Origin of the sequence: Aeromonas sp. FDAARGOS 1417, assembly GCF_019046985.1 — a bacterium.
Taxonomy (GTDB): Bacteria; Pseudomonadota; Gammaproteobacteria; order Enterobacterales; family Aeromonadaceae; genus Aeromonas; species Aeromonas veronii.
This window is the reverse complement of record NZ_CP077221.1, coordinates 1815046-1830880: the sequence shown is the minus strand read 5'-3', so window position 1 is coordinate 1830880 and position 15835 is coordinate 1815046. Positions and strand designations below refer to the sequence as shown.

The 15835-nt window shown below is 59.4% G+C and carries 15 protein-coding genes and 3 tRNA genes; 6 read left to right on the top strand and 12 right to left on the bottom strand.

Features of this window, described 5'->3' with window-relative positions; translation table 11 throughout:
- Nucleotides 1-20: 20 nt before the first annotated feature.
- Nucleotides 21-1193, top strand: coding sequence for an MFS transporter (locus I6L47_RS08195; RefSeq protein ID WP_158109567.1), 1173 nt, complete (start codon nucleotides 21-23; stop codon nucleotides 1191-1193).
- Nucleotides 1194-1208: 15 nt separating this feature from the next.
- On the opposite strand, the gene I6L47_RS08190 is transcribed toward I6L47_RS08195, so the two are convergent.
- Together I6L47_RS08190 and I6L47_RS08185 are read right to left on the bottom strand one after the other, a co-directional pair.
- Entirely contained in the window at nucleotides 1209-2123 is a 915-nt protein-coding gene (locus tag I6L47_RS08190) for a LysR family transcriptional regulator (RefSeq protein ID WP_216949073.1), read from the bottom strand.
- Nucleotides 2124-2255: 132 nt separating this feature from the next.
- Nucleotides 2256-3011 (bottom strand): YciK family oxidoreductase, encoded by a 756-nt coding sequence (locus I6L47_RS08185; protein WP_005334909.1) that lies wholly within the window; start codon nucleotides 3009-3011, stop codon nucleotides 2256-2258.
- A gap of 222 nt (nucleotides 3012-3233) precedes the next feature.
- Here I6L47_RS08185 and sohB point away from each other — a divergent pair, with 222 nt between their 5' ends.
- Nucleotides 3234-4241, top strand: a complete 1008-nt coding sequence (sohB, locus tag I6L47_RS08180; protein WP_216949072.1) for a protease SohB — start codon at nucleotides 3234-3236, stop codon at nucleotides 4239-4241.
- A gap of 200 nt (nucleotides 4242-4441) precedes the next feature.
- Entirely contained in the window at nucleotides 4442-5665 is a 1224-nt protein-coding gene (locus tag I6L47_RS08175; protein WP_216949071.1) for an MFS transporter, read from the top strand.
- Nucleotides 5666-5699: 34 nt separating this feature from the next.
- Here the strand turns inward: I6L47_RS08175 and I6L47_RS08170 are convergent, their stop codons facing one another.
- Both I6L47_RS08170 and I6L47_RS08165 read right to left on the bottom strand, forming a co-directional pair.
- Nucleotides 5700-6782, bottom strand: a complete 1083-nt coding sequence (locus tag I6L47_RS08170; protein WP_100653208.1) for a diguanylate cyclase — start codon at nucleotides 6780-6782, stop codon at nucleotides 5700-5702.
- Nucleotides 6783-6957: 175 nt separating this feature from the next.
- On the bottom strand, nucleotides 6958-7311 hold the full coding sequence (locus tag I6L47_RS08165) for a DsrE/DsrF/TusD sulfur relay family protein (RefSeq protein ID WP_216949070.1): 354 nt from the start codon (nucleotides 7309-7311) through the stop codon (nucleotides 6958-6960).
- Nucleotides 7312-7469: 158 nt separating this feature from the next.
- Between I6L47_RS08165 and I6L47_RS08160 the strand changes: the two genes are divergently transcribed.
- On the top strand, nucleotides 7470-7862 hold the full coding sequence (locus tag I6L47_RS08160; protein WP_005334898.1) for a DUF1090 domain-containing protein: 393 nt from the start codon (nucleotides 7470-7472) through the stop codon (nucleotides 7860-7862).
- Between the two features lie 75 nt (nucleotides 7863-7937).
- On the opposite strand, the gene I6L47_RS08155 is transcribed toward I6L47_RS08160, so the two are convergent.
- The 7 genes from I6L47_RS08155 to astB all read right to left on the bottom strand — a co-directional run bounded on the left by I6L47_RS08155 (nucleotide 7938) and on the right by astB (nucleotide 12178).
- On the bottom strand, nucleotides 7938-8186 hold the full coding sequence (locus I6L47_RS08155) for a YfhL family 4Fe-4S dicluster ferredoxin (RefSeq protein ID WP_005334896.1): 249 nt from the start codon (nucleotides 8184-8186) through the stop codon (nucleotides 7938-7940).
- 1 nt (nucleotide 8187) lies between these two features.
- Nucleotides 8188-9549, bottom strand: a complete 1362-nt coding sequence (yegQ, locus tag I6L47_RS08150; RefSeq protein ID WP_106842767.1) for a tRNA 5-hydroxyuridine modification protein YegQ — start codon at nucleotides 9547-9549, stop codon at nucleotides 8188-8190.
- A 277-nt stretch (nucleotides 9550-9826) separates the two neighbouring features.
- Nucleotides 9827-10117 carry a hypothetical protein gene (locus I6L47_RS08145; RefSeq protein WP_216949069.1) on the bottom strand — a complete coding sequence of 97 codons (291 nt, stop codon included), beginning with the start codon at nucleotides 10115-10117 and terminating at the stop codon, nucleotides 9827-9829.
- A gap of 142 nt (nucleotides 10118-10259) precedes the next feature.
- Nucleotides 10260-10344: transfer RNA gene (locus I6L47_RS08140), tRNA-Tyr, on the bottom strand.
- Nucleotides 10345-10388: 44 nt separating this feature from the next.
- Nucleotides 10389-10473 (bottom strand) — tRNA-Tyr (locus tag I6L47_RS08135).
- A gap of 41 nt (nucleotides 10474-10514) precedes the next feature.
- Nucleotides 10515-10599: transfer RNA gene (locus I6L47_RS08130), tRNA-Tyr, on the bottom strand.
- A gap of 241 nt (nucleotides 10600-10840) precedes the next feature.
- The gene (gene astB, locus I6L47_RS08125) at nucleotides 10841-12178 is read right to left on the bottom strand and encodes an N-succinylarginine dihydrolase (protein ID WP_113740423.1); all 1338 of its coding nucleotides are present in this window, start codon (nucleotides 12176-12178) and stop codon (nucleotides 10841-10843) included.
- Between the two features lie 355 nt (nucleotides 12179-12533).
- Here astB and topA point away from each other — a divergent pair, with 355 nt between their 5' ends.
- Together topA and I6L47_RS08115 are read left to right on the top strand one after the other, a co-directional pair.
- Complete coding sequence (gene topA / locus I6L47_RS08120; RefSeq protein ID WP_107683628.1) at nucleotides 12534-15155, top strand: type I DNA topoisomerase; 2622 nt, start codon at nucleotides 12534-12536, stop codon at nucleotides 15153-15155.
- Between the two features lie 108 nt (nucleotides 15156-15263).
- Entirely contained in the window at nucleotides 15264-15428 is a 165-nt protein-coding gene (locus I6L47_RS08115) for a hypothetical protein (RefSeq protein WP_005334891.1), read from the top strand.
- 16 nt (nucleotides 15429-15444) lie between these two features.
- On the opposite strand, the gene I6L47_RS08110 is transcribed toward I6L47_RS08115, so the two are convergent.
- On the bottom strand, nucleotides 15445-15801 hold the full coding sequence (locus tag I6L47_RS08110) for an MGMT family protein (protein ID WP_216949068.1): 357 nt from the start codon (nucleotides 15799-15801) through the stop codon (nucleotides 15445-15447).
- Nucleotides 15802-15835 lie beyond the last annotated feature (34 nt).

Below are 15835 nucleotides of genomic sequence, written 5' to 3'. Positions count from 1 at the left end.
TTCCAATCAGTGGTAACCCTATGAGCTTGTCGATAGCGGCGGTCAAACGCCCTGACCCCGTCTCCCTTTCATTTCTTGCCGTGACCTTTATGACCGGCGTCGCGGTGGCACTGCAGGTGCCTACCTTAAGTCTGTTTCTGGCCGAAGAGGTGCAGGTGCGCCCCTTTCTGGTCGGGCTCTTCTATACCATCAACGCCGTGGTGGGCATTCTGGTCAGCCAGTGGCTGGGCCATCGCTCCGACAACAAGGGGGATCGCAAGCGACTGATCATGCGCTGCTGTTTTGCCGGAGTGGCGCTCTCCTTGCTGTTTGCCTGGAACCGCAACTACTGGCTGCTGGCGAGTCTGGGGGTTATGCTGGCTGCGCTGGCGGCCACTGCCAGTCCCCAGCTGTTTGCGCTGGCGCGGGAGTACTCCGACAGCCGCAACCGGCGGGCGGACATGTTCAGCTCGGTGATGCGGGCCCAGTTTTCGCTGGCCTGGGTCATAGGCCCGCCCATCGCCTTCGCGCTGGCCATCGGCTACGGTTTCGAGCTGATGTATCTGGCTTCGGCACTAGCCTATCTGCTCTGTGCCCTGGTGGTGTGGCGCTGGCTCCCCTCTCTGCCGTTGCCCAAGATGGCTGAAGAGACAGAGCGGGTCAGCAGCTGGCGGGATCCGGCGGTGCGGGCGCTCTTTATCGCCTCCACCCTGATGTGGACCTGTAACAGCATGTATCTCATCAATATGCCGCTCTACATCACCCGGGAGCTCGGGATGGATGAGAAGCTTGCCGGCATCCTGATGGGCACGGCGGCGGCGCTTGAGATCCCCTTCATGCTGCTGGCGGGTTACTACACGGCCCGTTTTGGCAAGCGCCCCATGATGTTGTTGGCGGTGCTGGCTGGCGCGGCCTTTTACACAGGTCTGGTGACCCTCACCGACCAATACGCCCTGATCGCCTTGCAGCTGTTCAACGCCATCTTCATCGGTATCGTGGCGGGGATCGGCATGTCTTACTTTCAGGATCTGATGCCGGGGCGGGCCGGGGTGGCGACTACCCTGTTTGCCAACAGCATCCGCACCGGCTCCATCATGGCGGGGGCTATCGCCGGTGTGGTGGCGGAGGTGTGGAGTTTCCACGGGGTCTTTATGGTTGCGCTGGGATTGGCTCTGGTGGCACTGGCCGCCAGCTGGCGGGTGCCCAACGTCTGACGGGGGATCTGGCTGTTATTTATCGTGCTGGGACTGAACGTGCGGGAGCGGCACTGATTCGCCCTGATACTCGTTGCGCAGGCAGCGCAGCAGCAGCTCGGTCGCGGGGCCGAGAGATTCGGGGGAGAGGGTCAGCAGATAGGTGTAGAGGTGGCGCTCGTTGCCGCTTTCCAGATCCAGCTGTATGAGTGACCCTTCCGTCAGCTCCCGCTCTACCAGATGGCGCGGCAGCCAGGCATAGCCGAGGCCGAGGCGCAGCATGGCGAGCACTTCGTGGTAGTGGGTCGCCTTCCAGCCGGTGTCATCCGCATCGTTCCAGTCCACCGAGCGGTGAATGGGGGGATGCAGGCTGATCTGGTTGTGGCCGGTCAGCACATCGCTGCGGATGGGCCCCTCCTCTTGCGCCAGCGGATGGCTGGCGGCGCAGAGGGGCAGCAGGCACACCTCGTCCAGCAGCAGACCGGTGCGATCGCCGGGCAGGTGCTCGGAGAGCATCAGGTCCCCCGGTTGCAGGGCGTTGAAGTGGCAGTGAATGCGTTCGTGCAGGTTGACCCGGCAACCCCGGCTGCGGGGATAGAAGCTGGCCAAGGCCCGATAGAGGCGATCCCTTGGCTGCAGCGCCGAAACATAGAGGTTGATCTGCGGCTCCCATTGCCGCTCCAGGTTGTTGGCCAGATTTTCCAGCTCTTCTACTTGCTGGCTCAACTGACGGGCCCGCTTGAGGAAGATCTCGCCCGCCGGCGTCAGCACCGCCTTGCGGCCGCGCACCTCCAGCAAGGGCACCCCCAGACTCTGCTGCAACTTCGCAACCGCATGATTGAGGGAGGACTGGCTCTTGTTCAGCGCCTCGGCCGCCTGGGCGTAGCCGCCGCAGTCGACCACCGCCTGAAAGATCCGCCATTGCTCAAACGTGCTCTTGGGACGAAACATAGTTCAACCTGATTGGAGATAGGATGGTCAGTGGTTCGAACAGGGAGCCTGTGCCCCCTATTCAATTTAACCCCTGCCGCACAACACTCTGGGTATTTTATTGATTTATTTGGGCTGGGCCACGCAACTTGTTTATTTTGGCTGAGCCACAAAGGTCTGGCCGGTTTTGCCGCGGCTGTCCGACCCCATCAGGTAGAGGTAGAGCGGCATCAGGTCGGCCGGAGTCTTGAGGTTCATGGGATCTTCCGCCGGGAAGGCGCTGGCGCGCATCTTGGTGCGGGTGCCGCCCGGATTGAGGGTATTGACCCGCACACCGGTGTTCTCAAGCTCGTCGGCCAGCACTTCCATCATCCCCTCGATGGCGAACTTGGAGATGGCATAGGTGCCCCAGTAGGCGCGCCCCTTGCGTCCCACGCTGGAGGAGGTGTAGACGATGGAGGCATCGCCCTGCGCCTTGGCTGTCTGGCGCAGCAGCGGCAGCAGCGCCTGGGTCAGCAGGAATTCCGATTTGACGTTGACCTGCATCACCTCGTCCCACTCCTTCTCCTGAATGTGTTCAAACGGAGAGAGGGTGCCGAGCAGACCGGCGTTGAACAGCACGCCGTCGAGGCGGCCAAACTGCTGGGCGAAGGTTTCGGCCATGCCGCGGTAGTGGGCGGCGGTGGCCCCTTTCAGATCCACCGGCACGATGGCGGGCAGCGGATAACCGGCGGCTTCAATCTGGTCATACACGGCTTCGAGTTTGGCGCTGGTGCGGCCGAGCAGGATCACGGTGGCACCGTGAGCGGCGTAGGTGAGGGCGGCTTCGCGGCCGATCCCGTCGCCGGCACCTGTGACCAGAATGACTTTATCCTTGAGCAGATCGCGGGGCGCCTGATAATCGAGCATGACAACTCCTGTTAACAAATTCCGGCCATAAGTGCATGGCAATCGGCGCCAAGTGTACTGATCCGCGCGCCTGTTTGACCAGCCAGCGGCAAGAAAAATGTGAAGAAAATAGAGAGGTTGTGATGCTCGGGTTGGTTTTTCCTGGCACTGGCTGCGATTTTTTGCGCGCCTCCATCAAACTCCCTAGAATGTGACGAAAACCGATCCATTCTGGAGTCCATCGTGACATTTCTGACCGAATATGGCCTGTTTCTGGCCAAGACAGTGACCTTCCTGCTGGCCATCGGCGCCATCATCCTGATGATTGTGAGCACTCGCCAGCCGAAAGCGCGCAAGGGGGAGCTGGTGGTGACCGATCTCTCGAGCGAGCTGGAGCAGGGGCAGTTTGCGCTCAAGAGCGCGCTTGCCAGCAAGGCCGAGCGCAAGGTGATGGAAAAGCAGCAGAAAGAGGAGCAGAAAAAGCGCGCCAAGGCCGGTGATGAGCGCAGTCGCCTGTTTGTGCTCGATTTCAACGGCAGCATGGATGCCAAAGAGGTGGCCTCCCTGCGCGAGGAGGTGAGCGCGGTGATCGGCGTCGCCCAGCCCGGCGACGAGGTGCTGTTGCGACTCGAATCCGGTGGCGGCGTGGTGCATGGCTATGGCTTGGCCGCTTCCCAGTTGCAGCGGCTGCGCGATCGTGACATCAAGCTCACCGTGGCGATTGACAAGGTGGCGGCGAGCGGTGGCTACATGATGGCCTGTGTGGCGGACAAGATCCTGGCTGCCCCCTTTGCCATCGTCGGCTCCATCGGGGTGATCGCCCAGATGCCGAACTTCAACAAGTTGTTGAAAAAGCACGATATCGAATTCGAGATGCACACCGCCGGCCAGTACAAGCGCACTATCACCATGTTCGGCGAGAACGACGATCTGGGGCGCGAGAAGTTTCGTGAGGAGCTGGCGGCGATCCACGAGCGCTTCAAGGCCTTTGTGGCCGAACATCGCCCGCAACTCGATATCGATCAGGTCACGACCGGTGAACACTGGCTGGCGAGTCAGGCCAAGGGGCTGGGGTTGGTGGATACCCTCTGCACCAGCGATGACTACCTGCTGGCGCAGGCCAGCCACCACAAGGTGATCGGCATCAGCTATCGCAAGCCAAAAAGCCTGACTCAGAAGCTGGGGCAGCAGGGCGCGCAGGCGTTGGAGGCAGGACTTGGGCAGCTGTGGCAGCAGAGCCCCTGGCGCTAAGCCTGGCCCTCTGGCTCTAGCCAGAGGGAAATCCCGCGATAAAAAGGCCAGCCGATGCCCATCGGCTGGCCTTTTTGCATCCGGTTGCACCTTGTTGGTGAGCGAGGGTTGTTTCTATTGAGGCCCTCTGTTACAACTGAATGCTTTCCCCGTTTATGACAGGATCTTGTGGTAAGAGCTGCGGGGCATGGAGCATAGCGATGTCATGGAGCACCTTCAGGCAATTTACCCCGCTGGTCTGGATCGTCATTCTGGGCACCTTTATGGTGCGTACCAGCTACTACATGGTGTGGCCCTTCCTCTCCATTCTGCTCTATCGGGAGTATGACCTTTCGGCCACCTTCATCGGCCTGTTGCTGGGTGGCTCAATGGCCCTCTCTACCCTGGTCAGTTTTTACGGCGGCTGGCTCTCTGATCGCTTCGGGCGGCGCAGCATACTGCTGGCCGGTTGTCTGGTGGCGATGATCTGTTTCGGCCTGCTCGGTTTCTCCCATGCGGTGTTCTGGCTCGGAGTCGGGGTGATGGGCAGCGGCCTCTCGTCAGGGCTCATCGATGCCCCCGGCAAGGCGCTGATGGCCGACAGTCTGGCCTCGGCCAAGGCGCGGGAGCTGGCACTGCACCTGCGCTATTTTCTGCTCAACCTGGGAGCCGCGTTGGGGCCGCTGCTCGGGGTGACCCTCGGGATCAACGTCCAGCAGGAGACCTTCCTGTTTCTGGTGGTGAGCTATCTGCTGCTGGCGCTGGCCTTTGGCTGGGGATTTCGCCGGGCTGGCAGCACAGGCAAGCCGGGGACTGCCGGGCCCGGCTTGCGGGATGCCATCAAGGTGTTGCTGGCGGATCGCGCCTTCCTGCTGCTGGTGATGGCCAATCTCCTGATGGTGCTGGTCTACTCCCAGTTTCACTCGCCGCTGGTGCAATACCTGACCCGAGCCGGTATGCCGCAGGTGGCCGAGCTGGTTGCCCTGCTGGTGGCGACCAATGCCCTGACCGTGGTGCTGCTGCAGTTTCCGCTGCTGCGGTTGTTGTCACGCTGGCCGGTGCGGGTACGGCTTCATATCGGCATGGCGCTCTTTCTGGCGGCCCAGCTGCTCTTCGCGCTGGGGGACCCGATGGTGCGCAGCCACTGGTTTGGCGCCGTGCTACTGCTCAGCATCGGCGAGACCATCCTCTTCCCCCTGCTCAACGTGCTGATCGACCAGATGGCCCCCACCCACCTCAAGGGAAGCTATTTTGGCGCCAGCGCACTGGCCGGGTTGGGAGGGGCCGCAGGTGCCTTGCTGGGAGGCTGGATCCTCGAGCAGTGGAGCGGTCAGTGGCTCTATGTGCTGATGGCGCTGCTTTGTGTGGCGATTTTTGCGCTTTACGAGTGGGGCGCCAGAGTACAGCGTCCCGCAGTGGCCACGTCTGTGGTTGAGCGGAGCTGACCCGGTTAATGCGGGGATCTGTGATGCTGAATGTTCAGTGCGTGCTACCCGGCGTCTTCTCTTTGAGCGCCTTCTTGGCTGCGTACATCCTCTCGTCGGCGAGGCGGATCAGGTTTAGCCCGTCGTCGTAGTGCTCCGGCCCGGTCTGCACTATGCCCATACTGAGGGTGAGATCGCCCAGCTGCTCCTTGACGGTGTTGACCAATCGTTTGAGATAGATATCCCGCGCCTGACTCTCGTTGCAGTTGGGCAGGATCAGGCAGAACTCATCTCCGCCATAACGAAAGCAGCTGTCTTCGGCGCGAAAGACCTGACGGATGCAGTTGCCGACGATGCGCAGGATCTCGTCTCCGCGCTGGTGACCTTCGGTATCGTTGATTTGCTTGAAGTTGTCGATATCGAGATAGGCGATGGCCATGGGTTCGGCACGGCGCTGACAGGTGCGCAGGCTCAGCAGCAACAGCTCGTTGAGGTGGCGAACGTTGAGCAATCCGGTCAGGGCATCGGTGCGGTTCAGCTCCTCCAGTTGTTTGGTACGCTCGCGTACTTTCTGCTCCAGACTCTTGGCATAGTTCTCCGATTTCTCTCTGGATGACTCTATTTCCGACACCAGACTGCGAATGTAGGTTTCGAAGACCAGAGTGATGTCGAACAGAAAGAGTTTGTCCAGTGCGGCCAGCATGACGAGGCGCTCCGGTTCATCGTGGATCTGCTCGAACATATCCTCGATCAGCAGGGCTTTGAGGGTGTTGATGGCGGCCAGATAGAGCTTGGGTTCGACCCCGATCCGCTTGTGAACCAACCCGATCCGCAGCCGGTTGTTGACGTACTCCAGATCGTAATGGCCGCTGAAGAGATCGAGCACATAGCGCCGTTGCGCGGTGCGCAACCGTATGAGGGTATCGGCATCCCCGATCAACAGGGCGATCTCGGTGATGGCCGTCTGTTGCTGGTAGAAGCGATCCACCAGGGCGTCGATCCGTGGCTCTATCTTGCTGCAATAACTTGCCAGCCGCGCCACATCCTGCTCATTGAGCAGCAATAACTCTTTGCGATGGGCAATCTCGAAGTCGGTGATCCTCATCTGCTCAAGCAGGGTCTGTTCGGTCGGATTCATCGTCGTCCTCGGTTTATTACTGGGCGTTACGCTGTCCGTGAGGTGGGACAAACAAGCTGGCGTGGCAACTGATAGTGTAGTCAGTGAGGCGGGCGGCGTGCGCAATGCCCCCTTATGGCGGGGGCCATGGAGGGTCAGGTGAGAGCTAAAGGGGCAAGAGATCCGGAGGGGGAGATCAGAACGTCAGCACCTTGTCGGCAGCCAGGGTCCATTGGGCCAGCATCGGCAGGGTGCCGACCTCAATGCCCTCGATCAGCGGCAGGGCGGTAATGCCACGGGCATCGGCGCAGGTCTTGCACAGGCGAATGGTGACGCCTTGTGCCAGCAGGATCTCCAGCATCTGGCGCAGGTTGTACCCTTCGGCCGGAGCCTGACCGGCCTGTGCTGCACTCACCGCATCTGACATCAGGAACAGCTTCAGGCTGGCACCACCCTGTTCGTTGAGGGCGATAGCGAGACGCAGGGCGTTGAACAGGGATTCGCTGCCATAGGGGGCACCGTTGGCAATGACCACAATTTGTTGATTCATAACAGACTCCCGATTGGAAAGAGCGCCATTGTAGAACCAACAGGGTGCCAATTGCGTGATGTTGCACAACTTCTGTCGCACCTTTTTCCCGCTTGCTTGACCCTGCTGCCGATCGAGGTTTTTATGGTCAGCTCGCAAACAAGACCGGATGAATCGAGATGTGGAAAGTATTGGGAGCCGGCTTGCTGCTGTTGGCGGGTCAGGCCTTTGGCAGTGAGGCGGTCGGTTGCAAGGCTCGTCTGCAGGCCGTCAACGACCAGCTGGTGTTTGCCAAAGCACACAATAACGCCGGGCAGATTGCCGGGCTGGAACAGGCCGCGCGCAATATCAAGGCCAACTGTACCGATGAAGGTCTGCTCAAGGAACAGAAAGAGCGGGTTAACAAACTGCGTGGCGAGGTGGATGAGCGTCTGCTTGAGTTGCAGGAGGCGAGAGTCAGTGGCAAACCGGAGAAGATTGCCAAGCGGCAGGCCAGGCTGGAGGAGTCCCAGACCCGGATGCTGGAGGCCCAGCGTGAGCTGGACAAACTGATCCGGCTGGTCGGCAAGTGATAGCCAGCCGCTGCACGCAGGATCAAAAAAGGCCGATTGCTCGGCCTTTTTTTCGTTTTACGGTCTGTGCATCAGCTACTGCCTGTGCATCCGCACAAACTTCTCCATCAGCTGATCTTCGGTCTCCACGTGGGCGGGATCCCAGATGATGCAGTCGATAGGGCAGACACTGATGCAGGTCGGCTTCTCATAGTGACCGACGCACTCGGTGCAGCGACTGGGGTCGATCTCGTAGATCTCCTCACCCAGGCTGATAGCCTGGTTGGGGCACTCGGGATCGCACATGTCACAGTTGATGCACTTGTCGGTGATGAGCAGCGCCATCTCAGGCCGCCGTGTGCGGGTTGCGGGTATCCTGGCTGTCGCCCAGATTGCGCAGCAAAATGCCGTAGTTCACATCCAGATCTTTCGGGACCGGCACATAGACCACGTGACCGTTGCCCGGCGCGGTATCGATAAGCTCGCCCTTGCGGTTCTCCATCTGCTCCAGATTGAAACGGACGTTGCCCTGCGGGGTCATCAGCTCCAGGTTGTTGCCCACCAGGAACTTGTTCTTCACCTCGACCTCGACCATGTCACCTTTGCGACCGGTGATCTCGCCGACAAACTGCTGGGTGTCGGAGACGGAGTAGCCGTAGTCGTAGTTCTGGTATTCGCTGTGGTTGTGACGGCGCAGGAAGCCCTCGGTATAGCCGCGGTGGGCCAGATTTTCGAGGGTGCCCATCAGGCTGCGGTCGAACGGACGACCCGCTACCGCATCGTCGATGGCCTTGCGGTAAACCTGAGCGGTACGTGCGCAGTAGTAGAAGGATTTGGTGCGCCCTTCGATTTTCAGGGAGTGAACGCCCATCTTGGTCAGTCGCTCGACGTGCTCGACGGCGCGCAAGTCCTTGGAGTTCATGATGTAGGTGCCGTGTTCGTCCTCGAACGCGCTCATGTACTCGCCCGGGCGGTTGGACTCTTCCAGCAGCACCAGCGCATCGGTCGGTTTGCCAAGGCCCAGGGTGTTGTCCGGGCGAATGGCGATGGGCTCCTGACGGTGGACGATCTGGCCCACGTCATCTTCTTTACCTTCGTGCACCTTGTACTCCCAGCGGCAGGAGTTGGTGCAGGTGCCCTGGTTAGGGTCACGTTTGTTGATGTAGCCGGAGAGCAGGCAGCGGCCAGAGTAGGCCATGCACAGCGCGCCGTGGACGAACACTTCCAGCTCCATCTCCGGCACCTGCATGCGGATCTCTTCGATCTCGTCCAGCGACAGCTCACGGGAGAGGATGGCGCGGGTCAGGCCCATCTGATGCCAGAACTTCACCGTGGCCCAGTTGACCGCGTTGGCCTGCACCGAGAGGTGAATGGGCATATCCGGGAAGGCTTCACGCATCATCATGATAAGACCGGGGTCGGACATGATCAGCGCATCCGGCTTCATCTCCACCACGGGGCGCATGTCGCGGATAAAGGTCTTGAGCTTGGAGTTGTGGGGCTGGATGTTGGCCACCACATAGAACTGCTTGCCCAGTGCATGGGCTTCGTTGATGCCCAACTGCAGGTTTTCGTGATCGAATTCGTTGTTGCGCACCCGCAGGCTGTAGCGGGGCTGACCGGCATAGACGGCATCGGCGCCATAGGCATAGGCGTAACGCATGTTCTTGAGGGAACCTGCGGGGGAGAGCAATTCTGGTTTAAACATGGCGGACTCTTTATATCTGATTGCAAATCAGGACGATGCCACCTGATGGCATCGTAGTGGTTGAGTTGCGGTGCAAGATGCCCTCCGAGAGGAGGCTCAATGCAGCGCGACCCGATGACGGCATATCCGGAGTTATCTAAAGAAGAAGCGCCGGATATTCGGGGTGCGAGATTGTACTCGCCCCCACGTCATCATGCAATTTGGCAGGAATATCATGCGAATGGAAAATCAGCTTTTGGGGAATCTTTGATGGTGGGTTAGCGATAGTTGCTGATGTTCAATTATCCAGTGCGAGTTGAAAATCGGGAAACTGTTCGCTCATAAAATTGCGGGGGCTGTGGCCATTGCCTGCGCTGGCCAGCCATTCCCAATCCAGTTTTGGCGAGCCCGCTTTGAAGCGTTGATAGGCAACGCCCTGATGAATGGTCAGAAAGAGGGTCGTGGGAAGTCCCAGCTTGTTGCTGTAGCGCACCATCAGATCGCCCTGATAGTCGTTGTTGATTCTGACTTTGAGCGCCTGCAGTGTCAGACCGGTGGCGTGACCGTGCTCGTCCCAGACTTCAAACATGATGTGAATACCCTGTTATTGATGGTGCCACAATCATCAATATCGGACGCAATTGCAACTGTCAGATCTGACAAGGTCGGAAAAATGTGATGAGAATGGAAAAAAGCGAAAACCCGGCGAGAGGCCGGGTTTTCTTGAATGATGGTGGAGGGAGAAGGATTCGAACCTTCGAAGGCAGAGCCGTCAGATTTACAGTCTGATCCCTTTGGCCGCTCGGGAACCCCTCCACAGGGGCAAAGCAAATTGTATTCAGCCATTGCAATCGGGGAAATGGTGGAGGGAGAAGGATTCGAACCTTCGAAGGCAGAGCCGTCAGATTTACAGTCTGATCCCTTTGGCCGCTCGGGAACCCCTCCACGAGGTATTTCCTGATTGTCACTACTTTTTGCACTTGAAATGGTGGAGGGAGAAGGATTCGAACCTTCGAAGGCAGAGCCGTCAGATTTACAGTCTGATCCCTTTGGCCGCTCGGGAACCCCTCCCCAAGTGCGAGGCGCATACTATCAGATCCAGAGGCTTTGTGAACCCCTTGATGAGGCATCTGGCAGTAAAAAGTGACTGTTCGTCGATTTTTTGATACATCCAGCTCAAAATTCAAGCTTATCAGCAAGTTGTGCGCTGCTTTTCTGCACAAAACAGCATCCGTGCAAGTTGGCGATCGCGCTGAAGAGAAGGCCGATAGCAGAAGACCGCCAGCGTTGGCGGTCTTCCCGGGCATCACATTTAGCGCTGGAACGGGTAGACCGAACCCAGTTTCAGGATCTGGGTCAGTTCGTCCAGTGCGCTGCGGGACTCCTGCACCAGTGCCGGATCCCGCAGGTCATCGAGGGTCAGGCGGTCACGGTAGTGGCGATCTACCCAGCCATCGAGGCGGGCAAACTGGCTGTCGTTGATGAGGCAGGCCGGATTGACCGCGGCGAGTTCCTGATCGTTCATGGCAACCCGCAGTCGCAGGCAGGCCGGGCCGCCACCATTGCGCATGCTCTGTTTCACATCCATATAGTGGACCGCCTTGATCGGGGTCTCCTGCGTCAGCAGCTTGCCAAGATAGGCCGACACCGCCGGATTGTCGCGGCACTCGGTGGGGGCGATGATGGCCATCTCGCCGCTCGGCAAGGTGAGGATCTGGGTGTTGAACAGGTAGGATTTCACCGCATCCAGCACGGATACCTCGGCGGTCGGCACTTCGATAAAGTGCAAATCCCCCTCGCCAAACTTGTCGCTGATCTCGGCTAGCACCGCTTCGGTGTTGAGGAACGCTTGCTGGTGGAAGAAGAGCACGTTCTGGTTGCCCACCGCGATCACATCGTTATGGAATACCCCCTGATCGATCACCTCCGGGTTTTGCTGAATAAACACCACGCTCTCCTCGCCAAGGCCATGCAGGCGGGCGATGGCTTGGCTTGCCTCCAGGGTCTGGCGGGCAGGGTAGCGCTTCGGCGCCGGGCGGGAGTAGTCAAAGGCGCTGCGGCCATAGACGAACAGCTCGACCCCCGCCTCGCCATAGGCACGGCAGAGGCGGGTGTGGTTGGCTGCCCCCTCGTCGCCGAAGTGGTCATTTTCCGGCAGATGGAGGTGGTGGCTGAAGTGGCGATCATTGTTGAACACGGCGCGCAGGATGCGACCAGTGACGTCAGGCTCCAGGGAGCGGTGAAACTTGTTGGTCAGGTTGGCGGGGGTGAAGTGAATGCGGCCATCCTGGGTATCGGCACTGGGAGAGACGGTGGCGGCGTTGGCAGTCCACATGCTGGAAGCCGAATAGCAGGCGGCCAGCACGGCAGGAGCCTGTTTGGCGGCCTGCTCCAGCACCCGGGCATCGTTGCCGGTGAAGCCTAGGCGGCGCAGGGTGGCGAGATCGGGACGCTCTTGTGGCGCCAGTACCCCCTGGGTCATGCCAAGCTCGGTCAGCGCCTTCATCTTGCGCAGCCCCTGTTTGGCGGCCTCTTTCGGATTGGAAGCCTCCTGGGCATTGCTCTGGGAGGCAACGTTGCCGTAGGAGAGGCCAGCATAGTTATGAGTCGGGCCGACCAGACCGTCGAAATTGACCTCGAAGTGCTTCATTGAGTACATCCTTTCGATTTTTATGATGGGTAGCGGTTCCTTCCGCGCGCAATGCGTCGGGGTTGGGCCATTATAAAGAGATTTTATGTTTTTGTAACAAGCCGGTAACCAGCAGACGTTTTTATGTCGTTTCAGATATAAAAAGAGGGGCGGTATGGCAGAAAATTGAAAAAGCGGTTGCGTCCGGCCTGTTGCCTTCGCATTAATAAATAAAGAAGCAATAAAAGAAGCCGTGTGGTTCGGGCTGGTCAGGCAAATTTGCTCACAAGATTGCTTTTTCGCGCCAAATCTCTTATACAGCCCCACAAAACCGCACACCAACCCCGTCGGGTGCAATGAGGATAATAGTTACAGCATGGGCAAATCACTGGTCATAGTGGAGTCTCCGGCCAAGGCCAAGACGATCAACAAATATCTGGGCAAGGACTACGTGGTGAAATCCAGCGTTGGTCATGTTCGCGATCTGCCCACCAGCGGCAGCGCCAGCACCGAGCCCAAGAAACCTGTCATTCGCGGCATCAAGTTGAGCGAATCCGAGAAGGCTGCCAAGGATCGCAAGGCCCTGTTTGCCCGGATGGGTATCAATCCGACCGCTGGCTGGCAGGCCAACTACCAGATTTTGCCCGGCAAGGAGAAGGTGGTCAGCGAGTTGCAAAGTCTGGCCGAGAAAGCCGACACCATCTATCTCGCAACCGACTTGGATAGAGAAGGAGAGGCGATCGCCTGGCACCTGCGCGAGATCATCGGTGGCGACGACAGCCGCTACAAGCGCGTGGTGTTCAACGAGATCACCAAGAGCGCCATCAAGGAGGCGTTTGCCCAGCCGTCCGAACTCAATATTGACCGCGTCAATGCCCAGCAGGCCCGTCGTTTCCTCGACCGCGTGGTGGGTTACATGGTCTCCCCGCTGCTGTGGAAAAAGCTGGCCCGCGGTCTCTCCGCCGGTCGAGTGCAATCCGTTGCGGTGCGTCTCATCGTCGATAAAGAGCGCGAAATCAAGGCGTTCGTTCCGGTCGAGTTCTGGGATCTCAATGCCGACCTGCTGACCGCCGACAAGAGCGATCTGCGGATGGAAGTGGTCAGCCGCAATGGGGCTGACTTCAAGCCGGTGACCCAGGCCGAGACCTTTGCCGCTGTCGCAGCCCTGGAAGGGGTCGACTACAAGGTGGTGAACCGGGAAGACAAGCCGACCGGCTCCAAACCGTCCGCGCCGTTTATCACATCTACCCTGCAGCAGGCGGCCTCTACCCGTCTGAGCTTCGGGGTCAAGAAGACCATGATGATGGCCCAGCGTCTCTATGAAGCGGGTTACATCACCTATATGCGTACCGACTCCACCAACCTCAGCAAAGAGGCGGTTGAGGCGGTGCGTGAATATATCGGCGAGCAGTATGGCGCGGCCTATCTGCCAGCCGAGCCGAATCTGTATGGCGCCAAGGCCAATGCCCAGGAAGCGCACGAAGCGATCCGTCCCTCCAACGTACAGGTGACTGCCGAGATGCTGGAAGGGATGGAGCCGGATGCCATGCGTCTGTACGATCTCATCTGGCGTCAGTTCGTTGCTTGCCAGATGACCCCGGCTCAATACGACTCCTCCACCCTGACCGTCAAGGCGGGTGAGTTCGAGCTCAAGGCCCGTGGCCGTACCCTGCGCTTCGCCGGTTGGACCAAGGCACTGCCGCCGATGGGTCGCAAGGGCGAAGATAGCCAGCTGCCGGCGGTGACCGTTGGCGAGGTGCTGAAACTGGTCAAGCTGGATCCGCGCCAGCACTTCACCAAGCCGCCTGCCCGTTTCACCGAAGCCGCGCTGGTGCGCGAGCTGGAAAAACGTGGCATCGGCCGTCCGTCAACCTATGCCTCCATCATCTCCACTATCGTCGATCGTGGTTATGTGCGGGTCGAGAGCCGCCGTTTCTTCGCCGAGAAGATGGGCGAGATTGTCACCGATCGTCTGGTGGAGAACTTCGTCGAGCTGATGAACTACGAGTTCACCGCCAAGATGGAAGACAAGCTCGATGGCATCGCCGAAGGGAGCCTGGAGTGGAAGAAGGTGTTGGACGCCTTCTACGCCGAGTTTACCCAGGAGCTGGAGAAGGCCGACAAGGCGCCCGAAGAGGGCGGCATGCGTGCCAACCAGATGGTGATGACCGACATCGACTGCCCGGATTGCGGCCGCAAGATGGGTATTCGTACCGCCACCACCGGCGTGTTCCTCGGCTGCTCCGGCTATGCCTTGCCGCCCAAAGAGCGCTGCAAGAAGACCATAAACCTGGTCTCTGCCGACGAGTTTGTCTCCGCCACTGACGGCGAAGAGGCGGAAACAGAAGCGCTGCGCGCCAAGCACCGCTGCGGTGTCTGTGGCACTGCGATGGATGCCTACATTATCGATGACAGCCGCAAGCTGCACGTCTGTGGTCGCAACCCGGATTGCGATGGCTACGAGATCGAGAAGGGCCAGTTCAAGCTCAAGGGCTACGAAGGGCCGAGCATCGAGTGCGACCGCTGCGGCAGCGAAATGCAGCTCAAGAACGGCCGTTTCGGCAAGTACATGGGCTGCACCAACGAGACCTGCAAGAACACCCGCAAGATCCTGAAAAACGGTGATATCGCGCCACCGAAGGAGGATCCGGTGCCGCTGCCGGAGCTTAAGTGCACCCAGTCCGATGCCCACTTTGTGCTACGTGACGGGGCTGCCGGTCTGTTTCTGGCGGCCAGCAACTTCCCCAAATCCCGCGAGACCCGCGCGCCGCTGGTGGAAGAGCTCAAGCGCTTCAAGGATCGCATCTCCGCCAAGCACAAGTATCTGGCCGGTGCCCCGCTCACCGATCCGGACGGCAACCCCGCCATCGTACGTTTCAGTCGCAAGACCAAGGAGCAGTACGTGATGAGCGAGGTCAACGGCAAGGCGACCGGTTGGACCGCTCACTACGACAATGGTACCTGGCAAGAGAGTTTGCCAAAGGCTAAAAAAGCCTGATGAAAAGAGGCCCCGACAAGGGGCCTCTTTGCTTATGGATAGCGGTATACTGAGACAGCTGCAAGGAGTGCAGCTGTCGTCAATCGCGAAGTAGACAAGGAGGTTGAGATGGAGATTAACGAGATCCGGCCAGGCATGAGCTGCATGACCCGTGAAGGGGCGGCCTATGTGCTGGAGGTTGACCGGCAGAGCCTGCTGGTGCTGCTGCAGCGAGCGGATGAGACCATACCGGTGCAGGTGCGCAGCGACGAGATCCTGGCGCCGCTGGAGTGATCCGGCTGTGATCCCCTCAAAATGGCAGTAGAAAAAGCAGCTCGGCCAGATCGGGCTGCCATTGCCACTCCTTCATTCTGACCCGCCCACCGATCACCACGACCCCTTCTTGCTGCAGGCGTCCCGTCTGTTCGGCAAAGCCTTGCGATCCTTTCGGTAACGAGATAGTGCCCGCTGCGCCCAGCACCCGATGCCACGGCAGTACCTTGTCGGTTTCCCGCAGCACCTTGCCTACCAGTCTTGCCCGTCCTGGCAGCCCCGCCAGATCGGCCACCTGACCGTAACTGACCACCCGGCCTGCCGGGATCAAGGCGATGATCACTTCGATACGGGCAGTTTTGTTCAATGGGACAGGACTTGATTCAATGCTCATAAACCCGATTCGTCAAAAACAACAGAAGCGCCAT

What these genes read in the sequence shown, in the direction of transcription:
- I6L47_RS08195 (WP_158109567.1), top strand. Translation starts at nt 21, where the DNA reads ATGAGCTTGTCGATAGCGGCGGTCAAACGCCCTGACCCCGTCTCCCTT.
- I6L47_RS08190 (WP_216949073.1), bottom strand. Translation starts at nt 2,123, where the DNA reads ATGTTTCGTCCCAAGAGCACGTTTGAGCAATGGCGGATCTTTCAGGCG.
- I6L47_RS08185 (WP_005334909.1), bottom strand. Translation starts at nt 3,011, where the DNA reads ATGCTCGATTATCAGGCGCCCCGCGATCTGCTCAAGGATAAAGTCATT.
- I6L47_RS08175 (WP_216949071.1), top strand. Translation starts at nt 4,442, where the DNA reads ATGTCATGGAGCACCTTCAGGCAATTTACCCCGCTGGTCTGGATCGTC.
- I6L47_RS08170 (WP_100653208.1), bottom strand. Translation starts at nt 6,782, where the DNA reads ATGAATCCGACCGAACAGACCCTGCTTGAGCAGATGAGGATCACCGAC.
- I6L47_RS08165 (WP_216949070.1), bottom strand. Translation starts at nt 7,311, where the DNA reads ATGAATCAACAAATTGTGGTCATTGCCAACGGTGCCCCCTATGGCAGC.
- I6L47_RS08160 (WP_005334898.1), top strand. Translation starts at nt 7,470, where the DNA reads ATGTGGAAAGTATTGGGAGCCGGCTTGCTGCTGTTGGCGGGTCAGGCC.
- I6L47_RS08155 (WP_005334896.1), bottom strand. Translation starts at nt 8,186, where the DNA reads ATGGCGCTGCTCATCACCGACAAGTGCATCAACTGTGACATGTGCGAT.
- yegQ (WP_106842767.1), bottom strand. Translation starts at nt 9,549, where the DNA reads ATGTTTAAACCAGAATTGCTCTCCCCCGCAGGTTCCCTCAAGAACATG.
- I6L47_RS08145 (WP_216949069.1), bottom strand. Translation starts at nt 10,117, where the DNA reads ATGTTTGAAGTCTGGGACGAGCACGGTCACGCCACCGGTCTGACACTG.
- astB (WP_113740423.1), bottom strand. Translation starts at nt 12,178, where the DNA reads ATGAAGCACTTCGAGGTCAATTTCGACGGTCTGGTCGGCCCGACTCAT.
- topA (WP_107683628.1), top strand. Translation starts at nt 12,534, where the DNA reads ATGGGCAAATCACTGGTCATAGTGGAGTCTCCGGCCAAGGCCAAGACG.
- I6L47_RS08115 (WP_005334891.1), top strand. Translation starts at nt 15,264, where the DNA reads ATGGAGATTAACGAGATCCGGCCAGGCATGAGCTGCATGACCCGTGAA.
- I6L47_RS08110 (WP_216949068.1), bottom strand. Translation starts at nt 15,801, where the DNA reads ATGAGCATTGAATCAAGTCCTGTCCCATTGAACAAAACTGCCCGTATC.